This window comes from Pirellulales bacterium, from assembly GCA_019694435.1.
GTDB lineage: Bacteria > Planctomycetota > Planctomycetia > Pirellulales > JAEUIK01 > JAIBBZ01.
In genome coordinates this window covers 224,133-243,453 of the sequence record JAIBBZ010000001.1, presented here as the reverse complement: position 1 = coordinate 243,453, position 19,321 = coordinate 224,133, and the positions used below count along the sequence as shown (strand labels likewise).

Below are 19,321 nucleotides of genomic sequence, written 5' to 3'. Positions count from 1 at the left end.
GGCAAAGGGCGTGAGGCAGAATTCTAGTCGCCCCACGCGCAGACTGGCAAAACGCATCGGCGTCGACCGGCCGCACAGACGCCTCGCCGACGAGAAAAATGCCCGGCTTTGAACGGCACCGGGCGGCTTGGTACAAACGCGGGCACACCCAAGGAGCACTCCATGGCCCGACGCTTGAGTTCGATTGCGCCCGACTGGTGGGACTATACGACCCTGGACGACGAGATCCTGGCCGACGCCGCGCGGCTCGAGGCCGAGGATTTTCCCGGCTTGTCGCGCGATGGATTTCGCGTCGTGCTGTACGACTCGCTGGAGGATTTCTACCTGGCCGAGGCGCTCGAGTATGTCAACGCATGGCGCCGGGCGACCGAGTCGGACCCGGTCGGAATCTGCGGGCCGATCGGGCCGACCGAACAGTTGCCGCTCGTGGCGCGGCTGGTGAACGACCTGGAGATCAACCTGCGGCATGCGCATTTCTGGGGCATGGACGAGTGGTTTCTCGATGGCCGCGACGCGCCCGAGTCGCACCCGTTGTCGTTTGCCCGGGCCGATCGCGAGCTGTGCTTCGACCGGATCCGGCCCGAGCTGCGGATGCCCGAGGCGAACATTCACTTTCCCAAGGCCGACGTGCGGCCGTACGTCGAGAGTTGGAAGCAGGCGCGCTGTGCGGTGATGCAGGGCGGCCAAGGCGAGGTGAAGCACTGGGCGTTCAACGACCCCCTGCCACGCAGCGGGGCCTGGAAAGACGCGCCCCCGCCGGCGGCCGAGTATCGCCAGCTCGGGACGCGGGTTGTCGATTTGCATCCGCTGACCCTGGTGCAGAATGCCCGCACCAGCGGCGGCGGCAACGTGGCGCTGGTGCCGCGGCAGGCGATCACCGTGGGCCCGGCCGAGACGTGGCGGGCCGAAAAGGTGAGCATCTGGCACGCCGGCACGCACGACAACCCGTTCGGCCAGCGGCTCACGGCGTGGATGATCTCGCGCAAGATCGTCGACACGGCAGTACCGATGTCGTTGTTGGGCGAGCATCCCAACGTGCAGTTCAACTACTACCGGCCGGGCATCGGCAGTTGCGCTGCAGAGATGCATTGAGCGAGGCCGGCGCCTCGGCTCGACTTGCATGTTCCCCGGCGAAGCTGCGCCTCGCCAAGGGCGACAACCACTGCGACCGGTTTAGCGCGTGGCGGCGAACAGCTTGTCCGTCAGGTTCGTGACCGCGGGGCGCGTTTTGTGCAGCGGCTCGGCCGAAACCGGGAGCGCCGCCGAGAGCCGGATGCGCACGCCGTTCAGGATCGACTCGCCGACGACGCTTTCGACGTCCTGGTCGTCGGCCCAATCGTTGAACGAGACGCCCGGGTGCTGGCCGGCGACCCGTTGCCACTCGGCCGCCGGGGCATGGCCCCAGCCGTGCGGCAGGCAGATGACGCCGGGCCGCATGTCGTCGGAAAGCTTGACGCGGACCTCGCCGCGGTGGACGTGGTTTTCCAACACGGCCAGATCGCCGTCGCGCAGATTACGCTCGCGGGCATCGTCGGGATGCACCAACAGCACGCACCGCTCGCGGCCGCTAACCAGCTCCGGCACGTTGTGCATCCAGGAATTGTTCGAGCGCAAATCGCGCCGGCCGATCATCAGCAGCTCGTCGCCGGCGGGCGGCTCGCGCAGTTCCTGGGCCAGGCGATCGACGGCGGCCAACAGCGGCGGCGCGTCGACGTGCATCGTCTTGTCGTGGTGCAGGATGCGATGCGCCACACCCGGCTTGAGCGGCCCCAGGTCGAGCCCGTGTTCGGCGCGGCGGAGCTTCTTGAGATTGAGACCCTGCGACCACGGCAGAAAGCGATCGCCATGAGGGCCAATGCGCAGCAGCAGATCGAGCGTCGGCTCGGGCCGCCAGCGATCGAGGCCCAGGCGATGGGCGAGACGATAGCAACGGTCGATCGCCGCGATGCCCGTGGGCCCGCCGCCCAGTCGATAGATGAGCTCGAGCACGATTTGCCAGTCGTTCAACTGGCCGTCGGGCACCGGCACGACGGCCGGCGAGGTCCGCACGACCTGCCGCACGGCGACCATGCTGAAGATCACGTCCATGTGCTCTTCGCAGAGCCCCCAGGCCGGCGGCAGAATCACGTCGGCATGGCGCGTGGTCTCGTTGATGTAGATGTCGACGCTGGCCATGAACTCGAGACGGCCGAGCGCCGCGTCGAGCCGGCGGCTGTTGGGCGTCGACAGCACGGGATTGCCCGCCACGGTGAGCAGCGCCCTGACCTGGCCTGGCCCGGGCGTTTCGATTTCCTCGGCCAGCGTCGAGGCCGGCAGCTCGCCGAGCGTCTCGGGCAGATGCCGCACGCGGCTGTGCCAACGGGCATGGCCGTCGCCGGTGAGTTTCAACAGCGGCGCGTTGTCGAAGGGCGGTCGGGGAAACATCCAACCGCCGACGGCGCCCAAGCGGCCGGCCGCGAGGTTCAACAGATCGGTGGCATACGTGGCCACGGTGCCGTAACGGTTGTTGCAGACGCCGACGCGCGAGTAGGCGACGCTGGTCGGCGCGGCGGCAAATTCCCGGGCCAGCCGGCGGATCGTCCCGGCATCGAGACCGACGTGGGGCGCGACGCGCTCGGGCGCGAAGTACCGAATGCGCTCTTCGACCGTGTGCCAGCCGGTCGCCTGTTGGGCGATGGCGGCGCGGTCGACGCGGCCTTCGACCAGCAGCACGTGGATCATCGCCAGCAGAAACGCGGCGTCGCCGCCGGGCAGGATGGCGACGTGTTCGTCGGCCTCGCGGGCCGTCTCGGTGCGGCGCGGATCGACGACCACGAGCTTGCCCCCGCGATCGCGCAGCGCCTTGAGCCGGCGGCGCACGTCGGGCGCCGTCATGAAGCTGCCGTTCGAGGCCCGGGGATTGGCCCCGATGCAGAGGAAGTAGTCGGTGCGATCGATATCGGGCACCGGCACCACGAGCGACGCGCCGTAGAGATAGTACGACGTGGCGAACCGCGGCGCGGTGTCTTGCGAGCTGGCGCCGGACACGTTGCGCGTGCCCAGGGCGCGAATCAGGCTGTTGCGCAGGGCGAGGAGACCGTGGTTGTGGGCCAGCGGATTGCCGGCATAGAGCGCCAGCGCGTCGGCGCCGTGCGCTTGGCGAATGGCGTTGAACCGGCTGCCGACCAGCTCGAAGGCCTCGCCCCAGGAGATCGGCTCGAAGCGGCCGTCGGCCGTGCGGCGCATCGGCGTGCGCAGGCGGTCCGGATCGTCGTGAATGCCGGCGATCGAGGCGCCCTTGGGGCAGAGGTAGCCCTGCGAGAACGGATCGTCCTGATCGCCGCGGACCGCGACGATGCGGTCGGCTTCGACCTCGATCGCCAGGCCGCACGCGGCCTCGCACAAGTGACACGCGCGAAAGACGGTTCGGGCCATGATCGCAGGCTCCGTAAGAGGAGGTGGCTTTGGCCAGTGTACCGCTAGCCGATGCGGCGGGCCAAATCGAGCGAGGGCGGTGAGGCGGGGGAGGACAGAACACAGCCGCTATGCAGGTTTGCGGTGGGTTCCGGGGCGACCAGCATCCCGGAGCACGAGTCCCGCGCGGCGAACAGCCAGTCACCCGGGCGGGCGAAGCAAGGGCGGGGGGAACGATAAACAGTTCTGACCCCGGTTTCCGTTCGCAACAGGGAGACGAGTAACGGGCACGAAGATAAGACGTTACCCGTTATCTGTCTCGATACTCAACTCGGTCTTTGCGAGCAAACCGGGCAACGAAATATCCACCAGCCAGATACCAACAAATCCCGACCACAAAATACAGCTCCTCGTCGATGTCGGCGCCAAGCTGCATTGCAAGCCACCGCAGCAGATCATGCAGCGGCATGAGAGGAACGTCGAACAGAAAATTCCACGCAAAGATTACAAACCCTTCATCCCCACCGACCATCGAACCAGCTACGACAAACGGAAGCGTAGCGACAATTCGCAGGATTAGCCAAAGAGCTGCACAAACCACGGGCCGACGAATCCAAAACGCCAAGGCGCAGGCGATGACGTAAAACGGAATTGCGATACCGAGGAATGTTGCCGCGTCCCTCGGACCCTCCTTCGAAATCAGGTATCTCAAGAACAAAGCAATGCCGCCAACAATCAAGGCTAATGTTCTCAGGGAATATTGCATTCTGCCCGTCACGGCCGAAGTCGAATGAGATGTCTCTGTGTTTAGTCAGAACAGAAGCCTGGTCAGAATTGATTTGTAAAAAGCGCCTGGTTCTGATCGCATCAGTTCGTGCTGACTGAGGCCGATTCTCCGCATCTCTCGAAAAACAGCGACTACCATCTGCGAACTTGCTACGAGCGAGGCGTCGCAAGGCTGGTTGTCTACAGAGCAGGCTTGGCCCGGTTGCTGAATGGTTTCTGCACGTGCGTTACACGCATGAGTGGCAGGTCGAAACAGTCAGCAGTATACTCACGCGGCTGTTGGGATCGGCACTACGAACTCGCCATTACCCCTCGCAGAACCGCGGATGTTGCCGGCGAATGATCACGTTGAACGTGGTGGTTCTCAATCGCGGCGGGATTTCCTGTGGAGCAGTTCTGGCCCAGTGTCGGAACCCGAGAAAGGTTAGGTGCCATGACCGACCTTCATGTTCTTCTTGTCGGCCGAGTTTGTCCAGAATGCGGCTCTGCTGCATTTACCATCCAGGCAGGTGAGCTGAATTACAACGTCCGCTTGTGTTCCAATTGCGGCGCGCGGTACGTGCTACCAACGCCACGTTGGCACGGTGCTGTCGCCATCTTGATTGGTCTAGTAAGTGCGGCCAGTGCCGTCACGTTAATCGTATTTGGAAGAGATCCAGTGCAGTCTTTGTGGCACGAACTGCGCTGGATGGCGCCGCTGCTGACGCTGTTGACGCTGATTTCTGTAGCTTTTTTGGGCATCGGACTGGTGATGCTTCTGACCGACGAGGCCGAGCAAGCCCGCCAGGCAAAGCAATTGGCTTCGATGACGGCTGATCGGCGCGTGATTCGACTTTCCAAGGTCGAGAGTTCTCCCGTTGCTGGGAATTGGCGCCGATACATTGCCAGTAGCAATTACGGCGCTTTTAACATCGTGCTTCCATTCTTGGGATATGTGGTATGGGGCGTGATTCTAATTCCTGCATTCGCAGGATTGAGCCTTTTGAACCAAGTTATGCGTGGCGACCTTGGTCAAGTGTGGATTGCAGCCGTATGCCTGCTGGGTGGCCTGGCCGTACTAATGGAGCGATTTAGCAGGAGATTGAGAGCTGTCCCACGCAGTGCAATTCGAATGAGCCAGCTCAAGGCGCCGGTAATTCTGCTGAGGGCTTTTGCAGACGATCAAATGCGCATCAAGAACGTCGAACCAAGCAGACCGTGGTACGGTGTGCTAACGATGCCGGAATCGCGGACCTTTGAAGAAGTCCTTGCGGCCATCTTCTCGGGGCACGGTCCGGTCATTGCCGTCCGCAGGCCAGCAGAGGTGTTGCCACCCTTAGGGGGTCTGCGGTTGTGGCTCGATGCGGAGCACTGGGAGGAAGCAGTTGATGAAATACTCGTTGAGGCGAGATTGGTCGTCCTGATCATGGGAGCCCCCCAGAAATCGCCGGGCCTGGCAAAAGAAGTTGAGAAAGTCTTTTCGATGTGCGAACCGGAAAAGCTGGTAATCGTCGTGCCGCCAGTGCCTCACTCACTAGCCGCCGAGATTTGGAAGCAAGTTGAATTGCTGTCGCATGGTAGGTTGCCAGAGTACACGGAAGGAGCGATCGCGGTGGGCTTCTCCCGTGACTGGTCCCCGACCGTGGTACATGCAAGGGGTGACCTGACGGACGCTTCGTACGAAAGTGCCTTTCAGTTTGATACCTGACAGCAACAGCCAAATCGCACAGCGAAATCAGTAACGCGCTCAAGTTGGTCGGGCAAGCCGCTGACGGCGTCGCGGCCGATCCGAGCGATTGCTGTTTCGCACGATGTTCGGCCGCTGGAAGGCCGCAAGGCTCGGTGGCCGTCAGTCGCTCGGTGGGAACCAGTGCTCGGCGAGTTGTTCGAGGTGGAAGGTGAGCGCTTCGCTGCGGGTGTAGATGGCGTGGCCGGCGAAGTGATCGGCGATCGTGCCGGCCGGATCGCCGTAGTCGACCAGCAGGTTGAGGCCGTCGTCGTGCACGCGGGTCGTTCTCGCAACGCGGCCCAAGAGGTCGAGCACGCCGACCTCGGGCTCGATCAGCTCGGCCAGCGCACGGCAGGCGGCTGCCTTGACGTAGCTAAAGGGGCCCGGCGGCAGATCGGTGCCGGCGATGCCGAGCTGCTCGATGTAGTCGCCGCCGCGACCGGCCAACAGGGCGTCGGGCGAGATCGGATAAGGGGCCTGATCGGCGCGACGATTCGGCTGCGGGCGGTGATTGCTGAAATGTAGCAGCCGCGCGTAGCCGCGCGTTTCCCAGCCGTAGCGTCGCGGCGTTCCAAAGGTGACCAGATCGAGCGGAGTGTGCGCCAGCGGCGTGGCACCGGCGGCCAGGCACTGCTCGACGCGCTGCCACGCGGCAACGTCGGCGGGCAGGTACAACTCTTCGAGATGCGGCCGCACCGCGGCGAAGAACCGCTCGCGCGTCGCGGCGTCGCTGCCCAACAGATGGGTCAGCAAGGCAAAGACGTTGCCGGCGTGGCTGTGACCCCAAAGCATGACCCGTCGGCCCGAGGGGAGCGGCGCGGCGAGCAAGGTGTCGAGCAATTGGACCGCGGCATGGGCGCGGCCCAGGTGATTGTTGGCGCTCGACCAGTGAAACATCCGCACGGGCACGTCGGCGCCGTCGTCGGTGTGGAAGGCATCGGCCAGGCGGTCGGCGAAGTTGGGCGTGTAGTTGCCGGCCTCGTCGAGCAGGTCGTCGAACCAGCGCTTGCCGAGCGGCTGCAACTGCGCGGCCAAGGGGGGCGCCGCGAGGGCCAGCGTGGCCAGCAGGCCGAAAGCATCGGTGCCGACGAAGGTGCCGTGAACGAGGTAGATCGCGCCGACGCCGCCGGCGCGCAACCGGCTGCCCGCCGCGCGGAGCCTACGACGAAACTCGTCCGACCCGACGGGTGGGGATGATCCCGGCCGGGGCGTCAGCAGGTGCCAGGTTGAAGTGGGGGGCTCGGCCGTGCAGGGCTGAGGCCGAAAGCGGTTGTCCGGGGGCATGGCGGATGGGAGCCGGGTCGAGACGCAGCAAAGGTTCGTCGGACGGCGCGAGCCCCAGATTTCCGGACCACGACTCGAACGGCCGTCCGCCGCGTTCGTCCGCCTGGAAGAACGCGATGTAGGTCATCACGTCGCTGGCGACGAACTCGTGTTCGTTGGGCGCGAATTGCGCTTGGCGATAGACCCGCCGCCAGGTGCCGGAATTGAAATACACCTGCTGCAGAGCGTAGCCGTCGGCATAGCTGGCGTCGAGCGGAACCGATTCGGCGGTGTGTGTGTGGCCGTAGACGATGTGCTTGGCGCGGCGGTTGCGGAATTCCTGCTCGGCCAGCGCATAGCGGAAGAACGTGCCCTCGCTAGGGACGCGCAGCTCGTTGAGCCAGGTGATGATCGAGCTGGCCCAGCCGACCGACACGCGGCGGCTGAATTTCAGGGCGCTCTGCAGGCCGTCAACCAGGTCGGCCGGGTTCCAGGTGTCGCGCTGCCGGACAAAGGGCAGATCGAGGAACCGATCGGCCAGCTTGTCCCAGATCTGTTTCACGTGCCGGCGCTGCGCCGGGACCGGGCAGGTGCGCTCCAACAGGCCGTCGATCCAGACGGGAATCAACAGCAAGGGGCGAATGTTGTCGAGCTCGCGCAGGCCGAGCAGCGTGGCCGTGGGCAGATCGGCGGCCATCTCGCTTTCGACGGCCGTGGCGAACCGGCTCAGCAGCTCGACAACGATCGCGTCGCCCAGGCTGCTGGCATCGCGGTCGCCTTCGAAATTGAACGGGTCGTACATGTCGCCATGCCGGGCGTAGACGCGATGGCGGCGAAACACGTCGGACAGCTCGTCGTTCTCGGCGGCATCGTGCGGGAAGGGGTGATCGGCACGATTGGCCAGGCCCAGGTGCCGCACGATCGATTGGCGCATGAGATCGTAGCTGGGTCCGGCCAGGTGCAGGAACCAGTCGTGATTGCCGACCATGTACCAGATCCGCACGGCGACGGGCAAACCCTCGGCCGCGGCCACCGGGCGGCCCTGGCGATCGGCCGGCGGCAGCGAAATGTCGCCCTGCAGGGCCAAGGAGCGCAGCACGCCGAACGCGTCGTCGTTGTGACGCAGCACGTCGTTGGTGATCCGGGTGATGAGATCGAGGAACTCGGGCCGTTGTGGATGGCTCCAGGGACGCAGCTCGTTGTGCTGAGCCCAACGTGCCGAGCGGATCAAGTCGAGCACGTCGCCCAGCAGCACGATGTCGATGCGATCGATCGGCTTATAGCTGCCGTCGGAACGCCACGACGCGTTGACCGCCAGGTCGACCAGCCGCTCGGCAAAGATATGAAAGGCGCCCGGCGAGATCGTGGCGCCGCTCGTGCCGTCGGTCAAATGCAGATCGCTGATGATCACGAGCATGGCAACGTCCCTGTTGCTGGCAAGACGATCCCCGCGCGCAGCGGGGGCTGGATATCGACCAGTATCGGCCCCGCGCCGCGGCGGGCATGAGTTTGCCGGTTGCAGCGAAGGCAACGCGGCGCGGGCAACGCAGGCAGCGTGGTTACGACTGCTTTGCTTGCAGCAGGCCGGGCTTGAGCTGAGCCTGGGCCCGTTCGACCTGGCGATAGTACTCGCGCCGCTCGAGCAGCCGGCCCGCGTCTTCGTCGACGACCGCGATCACGTCGCGGTGCAGTTGCAGGGCCGAGGCGGTGACTTGCGCCGTGACGGGGCCCTCGATGCAATCGCGGATGGCGCGGGCCTTGGCCTCGCCGGCGGCCAACAGGAGGCATTGCCGGCTTTCGAGAATGGTGCCCACGCCCATCGTGATGGCCATCCGGGGCACGGCGTCGTAGGAACCGAAGAACCTTGCGTTGTCGCGGATCGTCTCTTCGGTCAGGGTCTTGAGCCGGGTCCGGCTGCCCAGCGACGAGCCGGGCTCGTTGAAGGCGATGTGGCCGTCGCCGCCGATGCCCAGCACCTGGAGATCGATACCGCCTTCGTCCTTGATCAGCCGCTCGTATTGCTCGCAGTAGGTGGAAAAGTCGAGGGCGCGGCCGTCGGGTACGTGGGTGTTGCGGACGTCGATGTTGATGTGATCGAAGAAATTCAACTGCATGAAGTAGCGATAGCTCTGGGGATGGTTCGGCCCCAGGCCGACGTACTCGTCCAGGTTGAAGGTGACGACGCGAGAGAAGTCGAGCCCTTCCTCGCGATGCAGGCGGATCAGCTCGCGGTACAGACCGATCGGCGTGCTCCCCGTCGCCAGGCCGAGGACGCAGGTCGGCGTGCGGCGGACGAGCTCGGCGACGAATTGAGCCGCGCGCCGCGAGACGGTTTCCAGGTCGCGTTCGACAATTACCCGCATCGCTGCACTTCGCTCCGGCCATCTCAGGCGTTCGGCGACCCCCGCTGGCAGTGCTGTCAGGCGGCAGGCGGCGCATACCGACTGTAGCCCAAGCGGCTGTAAATTTCAGGGGGGCTGGCTGCCCGTTGAAATAGGTCTTCGTGGCCTATTTCAACCTCGCCAAGTGCGGAGCGAAGCTCCGCACGGCTTGCAAAATAACGACTTACGTCGCCATTTTGAGACCGCATCCTTGCGGTCACACAGCCCGCTGAAAAAATCAACGGGCTGCTGGGGGTCTTGCGGTGAATTTATCGCGCCGCGGGCCGCGGAAGACTCGTCTGGCTTCGGCGGCAACTGCAGGCCTATACTCGCGTGCCGAACGAAAGGCGCCGGTGGAGAATTCGCGCCTCGGGAAGGGAATTCCGATGCGAAAGATCGCGATTTTGAATCAAAAAGGCGGCGTGGGTAAAACTACGACCGCGGTCAATTTGAGCGCCGCGCTGGCCGAGACCGGCCAGCGGATTTGCCTCATCGATCTCGATCCGCAATCGCACGCCTCGTTGCACCTGGGGCAAAGCCCCGAGCGCAACGATCTCTCGATGTACGACGTGTTCGTCGGGCAGACGACGCTCGAGGCGGTGACCCGGAGCGTGAGCGACAATCTCTGGGTGGCCGGCGCGCACATCGACCTGGCGGCTGTCGAGGTCGAGCTGGCCGGCGTGGTCGGGCGCGAGGTGATCTTGCGCGAGCAGTTGCGCCGCGTCGAAGACCGGTTCGATTTTGTGCTGGTCGATTGCCCCCCGTCGCTGGGGATTCTCACGCTCAACGCGCTGGCCGCGGTCGACGAGGTGTTCATTCCCTTGCAGCCGCACTTCCTCGCGCTGCACGGGTTGAGCAAGTTGCTGGAAACGATTGACCTGGTGTCGCAGCGATTGAATCCGAGCTTGCGGCTCAACGGCGTGATCTTGTGCATGTACGAATCGGGTACGCGGCTGGCGGCCGAGGTCAGCCGCGACGTCGAACAGTTCTTTGGCCAATCGCGCGGCCGGCGCACGCCCTGGGACCATGCGCAGGCCTATCAGACGCGGATCCGCCGCAACATTCGGCTGGCCGAGGCGCCGAGCTTCGGGCAATCGATCTTGAGCTATGCCCCCAGCTCGCACGGCGCCGAGGACTATCGCCAACTGGCCCGAGAGGTGTTGACCCGGCTGGGGGCCATGCCCGACCAGCAGCACGCTGCGGGCGGCTCCGAGGCCCAGGTGCTAGCGTGGACGACCTCGAAGGCGGGCTGATGCCTGCCTTCTGCGACCATCCTTTGCCGGCGTGGCGGTTGTGCTTTCTGGGCAATTCTTGCCCCCAGTAGCGGTCGTGCCGAGCGCACCGCGGCATTCTCCTCGACGCGGGGGCCGAATCCGGCGCAGTTCATCCTGTTCGCTTCCCGATGCTCTTGGATGTGCACCCGAAGTTGCGGGGCAGGGATCGCCCTGTTGGGTGCCGCGGCACACGGGGATTCGTGGCTGCGTTAAGGAGCACGTCGGGACCAAGTGGCGGAGCACCTGGCCTGGCGCTGGCACAACGGAAAGTGCACATCGATGAAGACCACCTGTTTCAGGTTGGCGCTTGCGCTCGGTTTGGCGAGCGGCGTCTCGACGGTACTTGCCCAAGGACCGTCGCTCTTGCCCGTCCCCGCCTATGTCCCGGCCGCGCCGGTCAGCGCGGGCTACTACCCGTATAACGCTTACTCGGGCGCGATGCCGACCGCGTCGCCGGTGATGGCCGCGCCGAACTACAGCGCTGCCGGTTATAACCCGGCCGCCGGCGTTCCGGCGCTTCCACTGGCCTATCAAGATCCGATGGCGACGGGGCAAGACACCCCGACAGCCATGCCGGCGCAAACGGGTTGCGCGAGCGGCGCATGCAACACGGGCTGCTGCCCGACCGATTGCCGGTCGCCCTGGTATGGCGGCGCGGCGGGCCTGGTGTTGTTCCGCGCCCAGTCCGATCCGTTCCATTTCAACTTCGAGTCGACCACGCCGGGCGTGTGCATCATGCGCTCGGACGATCCGGCATTGTTCGGCGACAACTGGGGCGGCCAGGTGACGTTGGGCCGTCGCGTCGGCTGCTGCGGTAACGGCGCCGTCGAAGGCACCTTCTGGGCGGTCGACAGCGGCGAGAGCTGCATCGACACGATTCTGCCGGGCCAGTTCCTCAACACGACGATCGGCCTGGATAACCCCAGCGGCGGTCCGAACCTGATGCTCGGCGGCAACACGCTGGATTTCTGGTTCGACGGCGCCCAGGCTCAGCGGCTGCATCGTGACTCGGACATCTACAACGCGGAAGCGAACGGCCTGTACTGGGTCACCGCCCCGGGCGGCCAAAACCGGCTGGCCCTGGGGCTGCTGGGTGGTTTTCGCTACTTCCATTTCGACGAGACGCTCCGCTACGGCTCGCTACGGCCGGGCGGTACGTTTGGCGGCAACGGCGGTCTCGACGAGGCCTGGATGAACTTCGGTGCTCAAAACGACCTGTTCGGCGGCCAGGTGGGGGCGCGGGCCTTGTGGGCGGCGACCGAGCGTCTGGGCGTGTTCCTGTCGCCGAAAGTCGGCATCCTCGGCAACGTCGTCGAGCAGCACACGCTCATCTATCGCGGCGACGGGCTCACGGCGCTCGACCTGAAGAGCACCGACGGGCAAGTGGCCGTGCTAGGTGAATTGGACGCCGGGTTGAACTATGCCCTGACGCCTTGGTGCTCGGTGTTCGGGGGCTACCGCGTATTGGGCATCAGCGGCATCGGCCTGGCCGACGACCAGATCGAAGGCAACGTGCACTTCACCGACGAAATCCTCGACGTGAACACCAACGGTGGATTGTTCCTGCACGGGGCGTTCTTCGGGATGATGTTCAACTACTAGAGCGGCTCGCCCCGCACCGCGGGCCATATCGCGGCGCAGCAGGTGCCCGACGCTTGAAACGAAAACGGCTCAGGATGCCAGCATCCTGAGCCGTTGGTGTTGATGCGTGTGTCCGGGGGCCGCCTGGCTCGGGGCGTTCATGCCGACCGTGCTCGCCGAGCGGCGTCAGCATGGCCAGGATGACGATGACTCAGACGATGACGCTGACGAGCGCTTGAAAGTCGGGGTCGTCGCGCAGCGTATCGAAGTCGGACTCTTCGCCTACCAGATCGCGGAAGTCGCCGTTCAGGGCCAGGGCCGTCGAGAGGTATTCGAGCGCCCGCTGCTTGTTGCCGGCCAGGCTCCAGTAGCAGGCCAGGTTGTAGGGAACGACCGCCTCGCTGGAGTCGGCCGCCAAGGCGTGTTCGAGGGCGTCGATGGCCTGATCGAGCCGAGAGGTGCGCTTGTAGCACCACCCCAAGGCCAGCCAGACGCGAACATCTTCGGGGTCCAACTCGGCTGCCTGAAGCAAGGGCTCGATGGCCGCGTCGAAGCGCTGCAGGCTGCGTAGAGCCTCGCCCTTGAGATACAAAGCACGGCTGGGCATGTGGCCGCGCGGCAAACGATCGAGCGTTTCGAGAGCGTACTGGGGCAGGTTCAGCTCCAGGTAGCCCTCGGCCGCGCGAATCGTGCGTGCCGTGCGGATGCGATCGTTGCTGGCCACCGCGTCCAAACTCCCGCGCTGCTATCGCGCCCGGGTCGCGGATCGTCCGCCAATCCGGGGAGTGAAGAGAGGAAGCCTCGATCCAGCGGGCTTGGCACCTACTCCACTAGTATTCTATTCGCCCGTGGCTGCTCGATTCCAGATCGGTGCCCGACAAACTTGTGCTAAATCGTGGTGCTGTCGGCACTAAGCTTGGCAAAACAGTTCCAATTTGCCAAGCAAACGCCGCGCAGCAGCGGGCATTCGCAGCATCGACCGGCCGCTAGATTGCCGCGCCGGCCGTTCAGGCGACCGTCGCGGGGGTCGGACTGACGGAGGCGATGCGCTGCGCGAGAGTCTGCGCGGGCATCGGGAGTTTGAGAATCGGCGCGAACTCGGCAAACTCGGCGTCGACCTGTGCCAGCAGCGCCGCGGCGCTGGGGCCGGTCGGGCAGAGCCGGCGATATCCGATCTCGAAGGCCGGCCATTCGTGCCATTGCTCGTCAATCGCCGGAGGCAGCAAGGCGCTAAGCGCCACCGCGGCCGCGCCGCGCGGAGCCTCGGGCTGGGCGAGCAATGCGTCGAGCGAAAGGTGCTGGCGGAGCAGATTCGTCAGCGACTCGGGCAGGTTCCAACGCTGGGCGATGCGGCCGGCGACTTCGGCATGCGTCCAGCCGAAATTCTCACGCTCCAAGGCCGAGAGCCGCAACTGGCCGCCCTGGCGGGAGTTCAGCAAGCCGGCATACTCAGCCGGAAATTCGCGGGCCAGCAGTGGGATCGCCATGTCCTGCAGCAGGCCGGCGGCGAAGCACTCCTCGGGCTGTTCGCACTTGAGCAGCCGGGCAACGGCTCGGGCCAGCAGCCCACGGCGGAACGAGTCCTGCCAGAGGAGCTTCAGGTCGAACGGGCCGCACTTGGGATTCGGCATCAGGCTGAACACGGCGCTCCAGAGGACGAAGTTCTTCATCGTCCGCACGCCGACGAGCGAGATGGCGAGCTTGACGCTGGCGATCTCGCGCGAAAAACCGAAGTAGGACGAATTCACGAACCGCAGCACCTGGCTCGCCAGGCCGGCGTCGGCCTCGATCGGCAGGGCATATTCGGCAGGGCCGTTGGCGGGGTTCTGCGACAGCGACAAGATCTGGATCGCGCTTTGCGGCAAGGCCGGTAGGCCGCCGTCGGCGATCAAATGGTCGATACTGCGGGGAGGCGTCGGGGTTGCCTGACTCATGGCGGATTCTCCGCAAAAAAAGCACCGGTTGCCGGGCACCGCGCGTGGGCCGCCGGGCAAAGAAACCCTAGGCCAGCCCCGGAACGTCGGCAAACGAATGCCACGCGCTATTTCAGCTATTTCCGTGGGCAATTGTGACGCGTGTAATCCTGACGGAAGACCTGCGTGTTGACGTCCGGCGACGTCCGACGGCCGCCTTGTAGACGAAAAGCAACATGGGCAACTCCGCGACCGGGCGCCCCTTTCCTTCGTAGGCCGCTGGGCCACTTCAAGTTGCGCCGCAAGACGCGGGCGCCGCTAAGGAACAGGCCTTGGGTTTGCGTTTCGCATGATCACGGCGCGACGTGCCGTGCCCCGGGGATTGTTCCCCGACTTGTCGAATTGGGCACGCGGCGAGTGCACGATCGCCGTCTCCTCTCGCGGGTGCCGTGCGTGCGTTCCATTGGCTGGCTGCTGTTTCTGCTGACCCTGGGGGGCTGGATCGCCAGCGAGGTACCCAGCTCGGTCGAGCCGCGCCGTGCGCAAGCCGGCAAGCAGTCCGTCGAGCGCGTCGAATGGCGCCGCACCGAGCAGGGCTGGGAGCCGATCGAAGCCTGGAAGCCGCCGGTCGAGTTCTATCAGCCGAACTTGCACCCGGGCCTGGTGGCGATGCTGGTGCTGCTGGCATCGATGCTGGCCCTGATCGGCTTGCCGCAACGGCCCCAGTCTGTCGGCTCGGAGGCTGCGACAGGTTCGCCCACCGAACGTTAAGTCGTTCGACGTTCGCCGCTTAGCGGGCACGCCACGCGCCGGGCGAGGAAAACTTCTACGGCGCAAGCCACCGCGCGCCACTAATAGGGGTAGAGATTCCGCAGCGGCGGCCGGCTTCCCAAAGGGGGAAGCGAAAGCCCTCCGGCTGGCCCTCTTTGCCCAAAAGCGATTGCGAACCATGCGCCTGACTTTGCGCACGCTGTTGGCCTATATGGACGAAATGCTCGAGCCGGCCGATGCGGCCGCGATTCGCGAGAAGCTCGACCAGAACGAACAGGCGGCGTCGATCCTGCACCGAGTGCGCGACGTGGTGCGACGGTTGCGGATCGGGGCGCCGAAAGTCAGCGAGCGCGGTCTGGCCGGCGACGCCAACAACGTGGCCGAGTATCTCGACAACATGATGTCGGCAGCCAAGGTGGCCGACTTCGAACGGGCCTGCCTCGAATCCGACGTACATCTGGCCGAGGTGGCCGGCAGTCATCAAATCCTGGCCTTGGTGCTACGCGAACAGGCCGAAGTTGAACCCGGCATGCGGCAGCAAATCTACGAGCTGGTCGAACGAGTCACGACCCCCGAGGCTCACCAAGCCGAGGCTGTCGCGGCCGGGGCGCTCGAAAGCGTGCCGGCCGCTCGCGGCGAAACGCCGGCCATCGTCGCGGTCGACGAAGAGGCTGCCCCGCCGACAACCGAGCCGGCGCCGCTGCTGTCGACGCCCCAGCGGCGGCAACGCGAGGTGCCCGAGTATTTGCGCGAAGAGCGGCAGTCGCAATGGTGGCCGCTCGTGGCCGCAACGGTGTTGTTGGGGGCGCTCGTCGGCGCGCTGTATTTCGCCGTGGCGGGTCAATCTTTGTCGGACCTGCTCGGCGGGCTAACGGTCGCCGAGGGGCCGGACAAGCAGGATCTAGCCAAAGACAAGCCTGCCACCTCCGCGCAAACAAAGTCTGAAGCGGCCGAGACCTCCAGCTCGACCGAGAGCGCGACCGATGCCGGCAGCACAACGGCGGGCGACGCGGCGCCGTCCAGTGATGCAGCGGGCAGCGACACCACGGGCAGCGAGCCCGCCGGCGAATCTGGCACGGCCGCTCCCTCCGCGCCGAATACCGATGGGTCGGATGCCGCACCGTTGCCGGCGAACACCGTTCCTGGCGAGCCGCCATTGCCGACCGAGACGCCGCCCGCGGAGGTGCCTGCCCCGGCTTCACCCGCCGGCGCACCGGTCGAACTGCCCGACGAGACGCCTGCCGAAGGCGAACCGCAGCCCAGCGCGCGGCCCGCGGCGGCGCCGGTGAGCGTGGCGCGGTTGATGAAGGAAGAAGCCGTATTGCTGCGATTCGACCGCGCCGCGCCGGGATGGCAGCGGCTGGCGTCGGGCGACGAGATTCGCAGCGACGAGCAATTGCTCGTATTGCCGGTCTTTCGCCCAGTCGTGCAACTGCAAAGCGGGGTGTTGTTGGAACTGGTCGGGCCGACCGACTGCACGCTCACGGGGCCCGACGCCGAGGGCGTGCCTGGCATCCAGTTGAAATACGGACAGGTCAAGATTCTCGCCGCGGGGCATGCCGGTTCGCGGCTGCGGATCACGCTGGCCGAGCACGAGGCGCTGTTGACGTTGGCGAACGACGAGAGCGTGGCAGCGCTCGATCTGGGTCTGTTTCACAATCCGGGCGACGATCCGGAGCAGGTGCGGCCGCTCGACGTGATCGGTGTCTATGCGGTGTCGGGCCAGGTCGAAATGGCCACGCCCGGCAGCAACGAGGCGCCGCAGAAATTCGTCGGGCCAAAGCTGATCGTCACGCCGTCGTTGCCGTCGGGCCCCGTGGCAACGGGCCTGCCCACTTGGATTTCGAGCGAGACTTCGGCGCTGATTGATCGCCGGGCGGCGAAAGAGATCGGCGAGCAATTGGTGGCCGAGAGCAACATCGTGTTGGCCCTCAAAGAGGCGGCCGACCGACCGCAAATCGAAGTTCGCGCGCTGGCGGCGCGTTGCTTGTGCCAGATCAGCGAGTTCGATGCGGCGCTGCGGTTGCTCGCCGACAAGGATGCCAAGTCGTTCTGGGACGGGCTGGCGATGTCGTTGATCGCGGCCACCTGCCGCAGTCCTGCCGATACGCAGCGCGTGGCCGAGGCGTTTGCCCGGCAGTTCGGCGCGGCCGGCAAGCAGTCGTATCGGCTGCTGTGGGGATTTTCGAACGAGCAGCTTACGGCCGGCGCCGATGCACAACTGATCGACGCGCTCGAAAGCGACGACTTGTGCGTGCGACGGTTGGCGATCTGGAATCTGGGCCAGATTACCGGAGCGACGATGTACTACCAGCCCGAGCAGTCGCCCAAGAGCAGGCAGCAGGCGGCGCAGAAATGGCGCACCAAGCTGAAGAAGGGTGAGATCCGCTATGGTAAGGCGCCCGCCGCCGCCGAGGAGCCGTTGCCGGGCGACGCCTAAACCGATGCAGTCGCGCGCGAACTGGCCTGGCTGAAGCCAGCCCTGTACGCCGGCGACCCTAGCACCGGCGCGGCGGCGACAAGCGCGCGGCGCGTTGTTAGACTGGCGGCCTTTTCCGGGTACGGCCGCCAACGGCCGGCCCGCAGCAGCGGAGAGGCGGCCGATGATCGAGCGCGAAGCGGACGTTGATCCCGGCGAGACGGTACCCGACTCGGTGATCCCGCGCGGGCAGTTGCCCCCCTTGCGCTGGCGCGATCTGCCCGACCCGGTGCCCTTGAAGGCGATGATCGGGCCGAGCGTGATGCTCGCCGGATTGGCGCTGGGCAGCGGCGAACTGATTCTCTGGCCGTACATCACCTACAAGACTGGGTTCATTTTCTTCTGGGCCTGCGTGCTGGGCGTGACCACGCAGTACTTCGTCAATCTCGAGATCGAGCGCTGGACGCTGGCCACGGGCGAAAGCGCGATCACGGGGTTTTGCCGGCAGAGCCGGCATTGGGCCGGGGCGTTTTTGTTTCTGAACGTCGTGCCGTGGATGATCCCGGCCTGGGCCAAGGGCGGAGCGAGTATCGTCTGCTGGCTGATCTGGCCCGAGACGGCCGGCACCCCGGGCGGAGCGGCGCTCACCTGGTTGTCGATCGGGGGGCTGGTCTTGTGCGGGCTCGTGCTGACGGCCGGGCCGGTCGTCTACGAGACGGTCGAGAAGATCCAGTTGGTCCTCGTCTCGTTGATCATGGTGATCGTCGTGATCCTGGCGGCGGCGATGGTCCGCGCCGACGCGGTCGGCGCGATGCTCGCAGGACTGACGAGCGTCGGGCAACTGCCGCCGTTCGACGAGCAGATTCATCCGGGGCTGCTCTTGGGGGCGCTCGCCTTTGCCGGCGCGGGCGGCACGTTGAACCTCGGCCAGAGCAACTACATCAAGGACAAGGGCTACGGGATGGGCCGGTATATCGGCCGCATCACCAGTCCCATCACCGGGCGCGAGGAGCCGGTCGCCGAATTCGGTTATCACTTTCCGCACACGCCCGAGAATCTGGCCCGTTGGCGCCAGTGGTGGAGGGCCACGTGCATCGAGCACTTTTTGAGCTTCTTCGTCACGTGCATTGTCTGCCTGACGCTCTTGACGCTGCTGGCATACAGCATTTTCTACGAGCCGGACGGGACGCTGAAGCCGGGCCTGCCGGCGTTCAAGGACGATCTGGCTTTCGTCTGGGCCGAGGCGCAGGCGGTCGACGCGCAGTGGGGCGGCATTCCGAAGTTCGCCTTCTTGCTGATGGGCCTGGCGACCTTGCTGACCACCGAGTTTGGCGTGCTCGACCTGACCAGCCGGATTTCGACCGACATCGTCAAGGTGAACTGGCTCGAAGATCAGCCGCGCTGGAGCGAGAGCCGGCTGTATTACCTATTCCTGTGGGGCACGATCGCCATGGGCGCGCTGATCCTGCTCGTGGGCGAGGAGAAACTGAGCGCGTTTGCGATGTTCAAACTCAGTTCAGGTCTGAACGGCGCGGTGATGTTCTTGTATTGCGCGACGCTCTTGTATCTGAACCGCCGCCGGCTGCCCGCCGACCTGCGAACGCCGTGGTGGCGCGCCCTGTGGCTCGCCTGGGGCATACTGTTCTACGGCGGCTTCGCGGCCTGGGTGGTGTATGAGCTGGTGGCGAAGTGATTCCTTTGAATCGCTGTAAACGCGCGCCGGCGCTTGAGTGGTTAGGCGACGCCGGTCTGACACCGTCCGGAAAAGTGCTGACGATCGCTCCCGCAGCGTAGTTCAACAGCGGCGATAGGGGAGCTTGCCGCTTTCGTCG

General features: G+C 65.4%; 14 protein-coding genes. 7 read left to right on the top strand and 7 right to left on the bottom strand.

Annotated elements, in window-relative coordinates:
- Positions 1–162: 162 nt before the first annotated feature.
- Positions 163–1,092, top strand: a complete 930-nt coding sequence (locus K1X74_00950; protein MBX7164889.1) for a glucosamine-6-phosphate isomerase — start codon at positions 163–165, stop codon at positions 1,090–1,092.
- A gap of 81 nt (positions 1,093–1,173) precedes the next feature.
- Here K1X74_00950 and K1X74_00945 read toward each other — a convergent pair whose 3' ends face one another.
- Both K1X74_00945 and K1X74_00940 read right to left on the bottom strand, forming a co-directional pair.
- The gene (locus K1X74_00945; protein MBX7164888.1) at positions 1,174–3,414 is read right to left on the bottom strand and encodes a molybdopterin-dependent oxidoreductase; all 2,241 of its coding nucleotides are present in this window, start codon (positions 3,412–3,414) and stop codon (positions 1,174–1,176) included.
- A 289-nt stretch (positions 3,415–3,703) separates the two neighbouring features.
- Complete coding sequence (locus tag K1X74_00940) at positions 3,704–4,159, bottom strand: hypothetical protein (protein ID MBX7164887.1); 456 nt, start codon at positions 4,157–4,159, stop codon at positions 3,704–3,706.
- A gap of 453 nt (positions 4,160–4,612) precedes the next feature.
- Here K1X74_00940 and K1X74_00935 point away from each other — a divergent pair, with 453 nt between their 5' ends.
- Positions 4,613–5,866 carry a hypothetical protein gene (locus tag K1X74_00935; GenBank protein ID MBX7164886.1) on the top strand — a complete coding sequence of 418 codons (1,254 nt, stop codon included), beginning with the start codon at positions 4,613–4,615 and terminating at the stop codon, positions 5,864–5,866.
- Between the two features lie 141 nt (positions 5,867–6,007).
- Here K1X74_00935 and K1X74_00930 read toward each other — a convergent pair whose 3' ends face one another.
- From K1X74_00930 to nagB, 3 genes are all read right to left on the bottom strand, one after another.
- Positions 6,008–7,024 carry a hypothetical protein gene (locus K1X74_00930; GenBank protein MBX7164885.1) on the bottom strand — a complete coding sequence of 339 codons (1,017 nt, stop codon included), beginning with the start codon at positions 7,022–7,024 and terminating at the stop codon, positions 6,008–6,010.
- 22 nt (positions 7,025–7,046) lie between these two features.
- The gene (locus tag K1X74_00925) at positions 7,047–8,567 is read right to left on the bottom strand and encodes a hypothetical protein (GenBank protein ID MBX7164884.1); all 1,521 of its coding nucleotides are present in this window, start codon (positions 8,565–8,567) and stop codon (positions 7,047–7,049) included.
- A 142-nt stretch (positions 8,568–8,709) separates the two neighbouring features.
- A complete protein-coding gene (gene nagB, locus K1X74_00920) occupies positions 8,710–9,513 on the bottom strand; it encodes a glucosamine-6-phosphate deaminase (GenBank protein MBX7164883.1) in 804 nt (267 codons plus the stop codon).
- A gap of 404 nt (positions 9,514–9,917) precedes the next feature.
- Between nagB and K1X74_00915 the strand changes: the two genes are divergently transcribed.
- Together K1X74_00915 and K1X74_00910 are read left to right on the top strand one after the other, a co-directional pair.
- Positions 9,918–10,784 (top strand): AAA family ATPase, encoded by an 867-nt coding sequence (locus K1X74_00915; protein ID MBX7164882.1) that lies wholly within the window; start codon positions 9,918–9,920, stop codon positions 10,782–10,784.
- Between the two features lie 300 nt (positions 10,785–11,084).
- Positions 11,085–12,407: a hypothetical protein gene (locus tag K1X74_00910; GenBank protein ID MBX7164881.1), complete on the top strand. Its 1,323-nt coding sequence runs from the start codon at positions 11,085–11,087 to the stop codon at positions 12,405–12,407.
- Positions 12,408–12,597: 190 nt separating this feature from the next.
- Here the strand turns inward: K1X74_00910 and K1X74_00905 are convergent, their stop codons facing one another.
- Positions 12,598–13,110 (bottom strand): tetratricopeptide repeat protein, encoded by a 513-nt coding sequence (locus K1X74_00905; protein MBX7164880.1) that lies wholly within the window; start codon positions 13,108–13,110, stop codon positions 12,598–12,600.
- Between the two features lie 283 nt (positions 13,111–13,393).
- Positions 13,394–14,320, bottom strand: a complete 927-nt coding sequence (locus K1X74_00900; GenBank protein ID MBX7164879.1) for an HDOD domain-containing protein — start codon at positions 14,318–14,320, stop codon at positions 13,394–13,396.
- Between the two features lie 432 nt (positions 14,321–14,752).
- On the opposite strand from K1X74_00900, the gene K1X74_00895 reads away from it, so the two are divergent.
- The 3 genes from K1X74_00895 (at position 14,753) to K1X74_00885 (ending at position 19,182) form a co-directional block, all read left to right on the top strand.
- Positions 14,753–15,070: a hypothetical protein gene (locus tag K1X74_00895; protein ID MBX7164878.1), complete on the top strand. Its 318-nt coding sequence runs from the start codon at positions 14,753–14,755 to the stop codon at positions 15,068–15,070.
- Between the two features lie 178 nt (positions 15,071–15,248).
- A complete protein-coding gene (locus K1X74_00890) occupies positions 15,249–17,510 on the top strand; it encodes a hypothetical protein (protein MBX7164877.1) in 2,262 nt (753 codons plus the stop codon).
- A gap of 163 nt (positions 17,511–17,673) precedes the next feature.
- Entirely contained in the window at positions 17,674–19,182 is a 1,509-nt protein-coding gene (locus tag K1X74_00885; protein MBX7164876.1) for an Nramp family divalent metal transporter, read from the top strand.
- Positions 19,183–19,321: the final 139 nt, after the last annotated feature.

Excerpts from the sequence above, each read along its gene's own strand:
- K1X74_00950 (MBX7164889.1), top strand. The coding sequence starts at position 163 with ATGGCCCGACGCTTGAGTTCGATTGCGCCCGACTGGTGGGACTATACG.
- K1X74_00945 (MBX7164888.1), bottom strand. The coding sequence starts at position 3,414 with ATGGCCCGAACCGTCTTTCGCGCGTGTCACTTGTGCGAGGCCGCGTGC.
- K1X74_00940 (MBX7164887.1), bottom strand. The coding sequence starts at position 4,159 with ATGCAATATTCCCTGAGAACATTAGCCTTGATTGTTGGCGGCATTGCT.
- K1X74_00935 (MBX7164886.1), top strand. The coding sequence starts at position 4,613 with ATGACCGACCTTCATGTTCTTCTTGTCGGCCGAGTTTGTCCAGAATGC.
- K1X74_00925 (MBX7164884.1), bottom strand. The coding sequence starts at position 8,567 with ATGCTCGTGATCATCAGCGATCTGCATTTGACCGACGGCACGAGCGGC.
- nagB (MBX7164883.1), bottom strand. The coding sequence starts at position 9,513 with ATGCGGGTAATTGTCGAACGCGACCTGGAAACCGTCTCGCGGCGCGCG.
- K1X74_00915 (MBX7164882.1), top strand. The coding sequence starts at position 9,918 with ATGCGAAAGATCGCGATTTTGAATCAAAAAGGCGGCGTGGGTAAAACT.
- K1X74_00910 (MBX7164881.1), top strand. The coding sequence starts at position 11,085 with ATGAAGACCACCTGTTTCAGGTTGGCGCTTGCGCTCGGTTTGGCGAGC.
- K1X74_00900 (MBX7164879.1), bottom strand. The coding sequence starts at position 14,320 with ATGAGTCAGGCAACCCCGACGCCTCCCCGCAGTATCGACCATTTGATC.
- K1X74_00890 (MBX7164877.1), top strand. The coding sequence starts at position 15,249 with ATGCGCCTGACTTTGCGCACGCTGTTGGCCTATATGGACGAAATGCTC.
- K1X74_00885 (MBX7164876.1), top strand. The coding sequence starts at position 17,674 with ATGATCGAGCGCGAAGCGGACGTTGATCCCGGCGAGACGGTACCCGAC.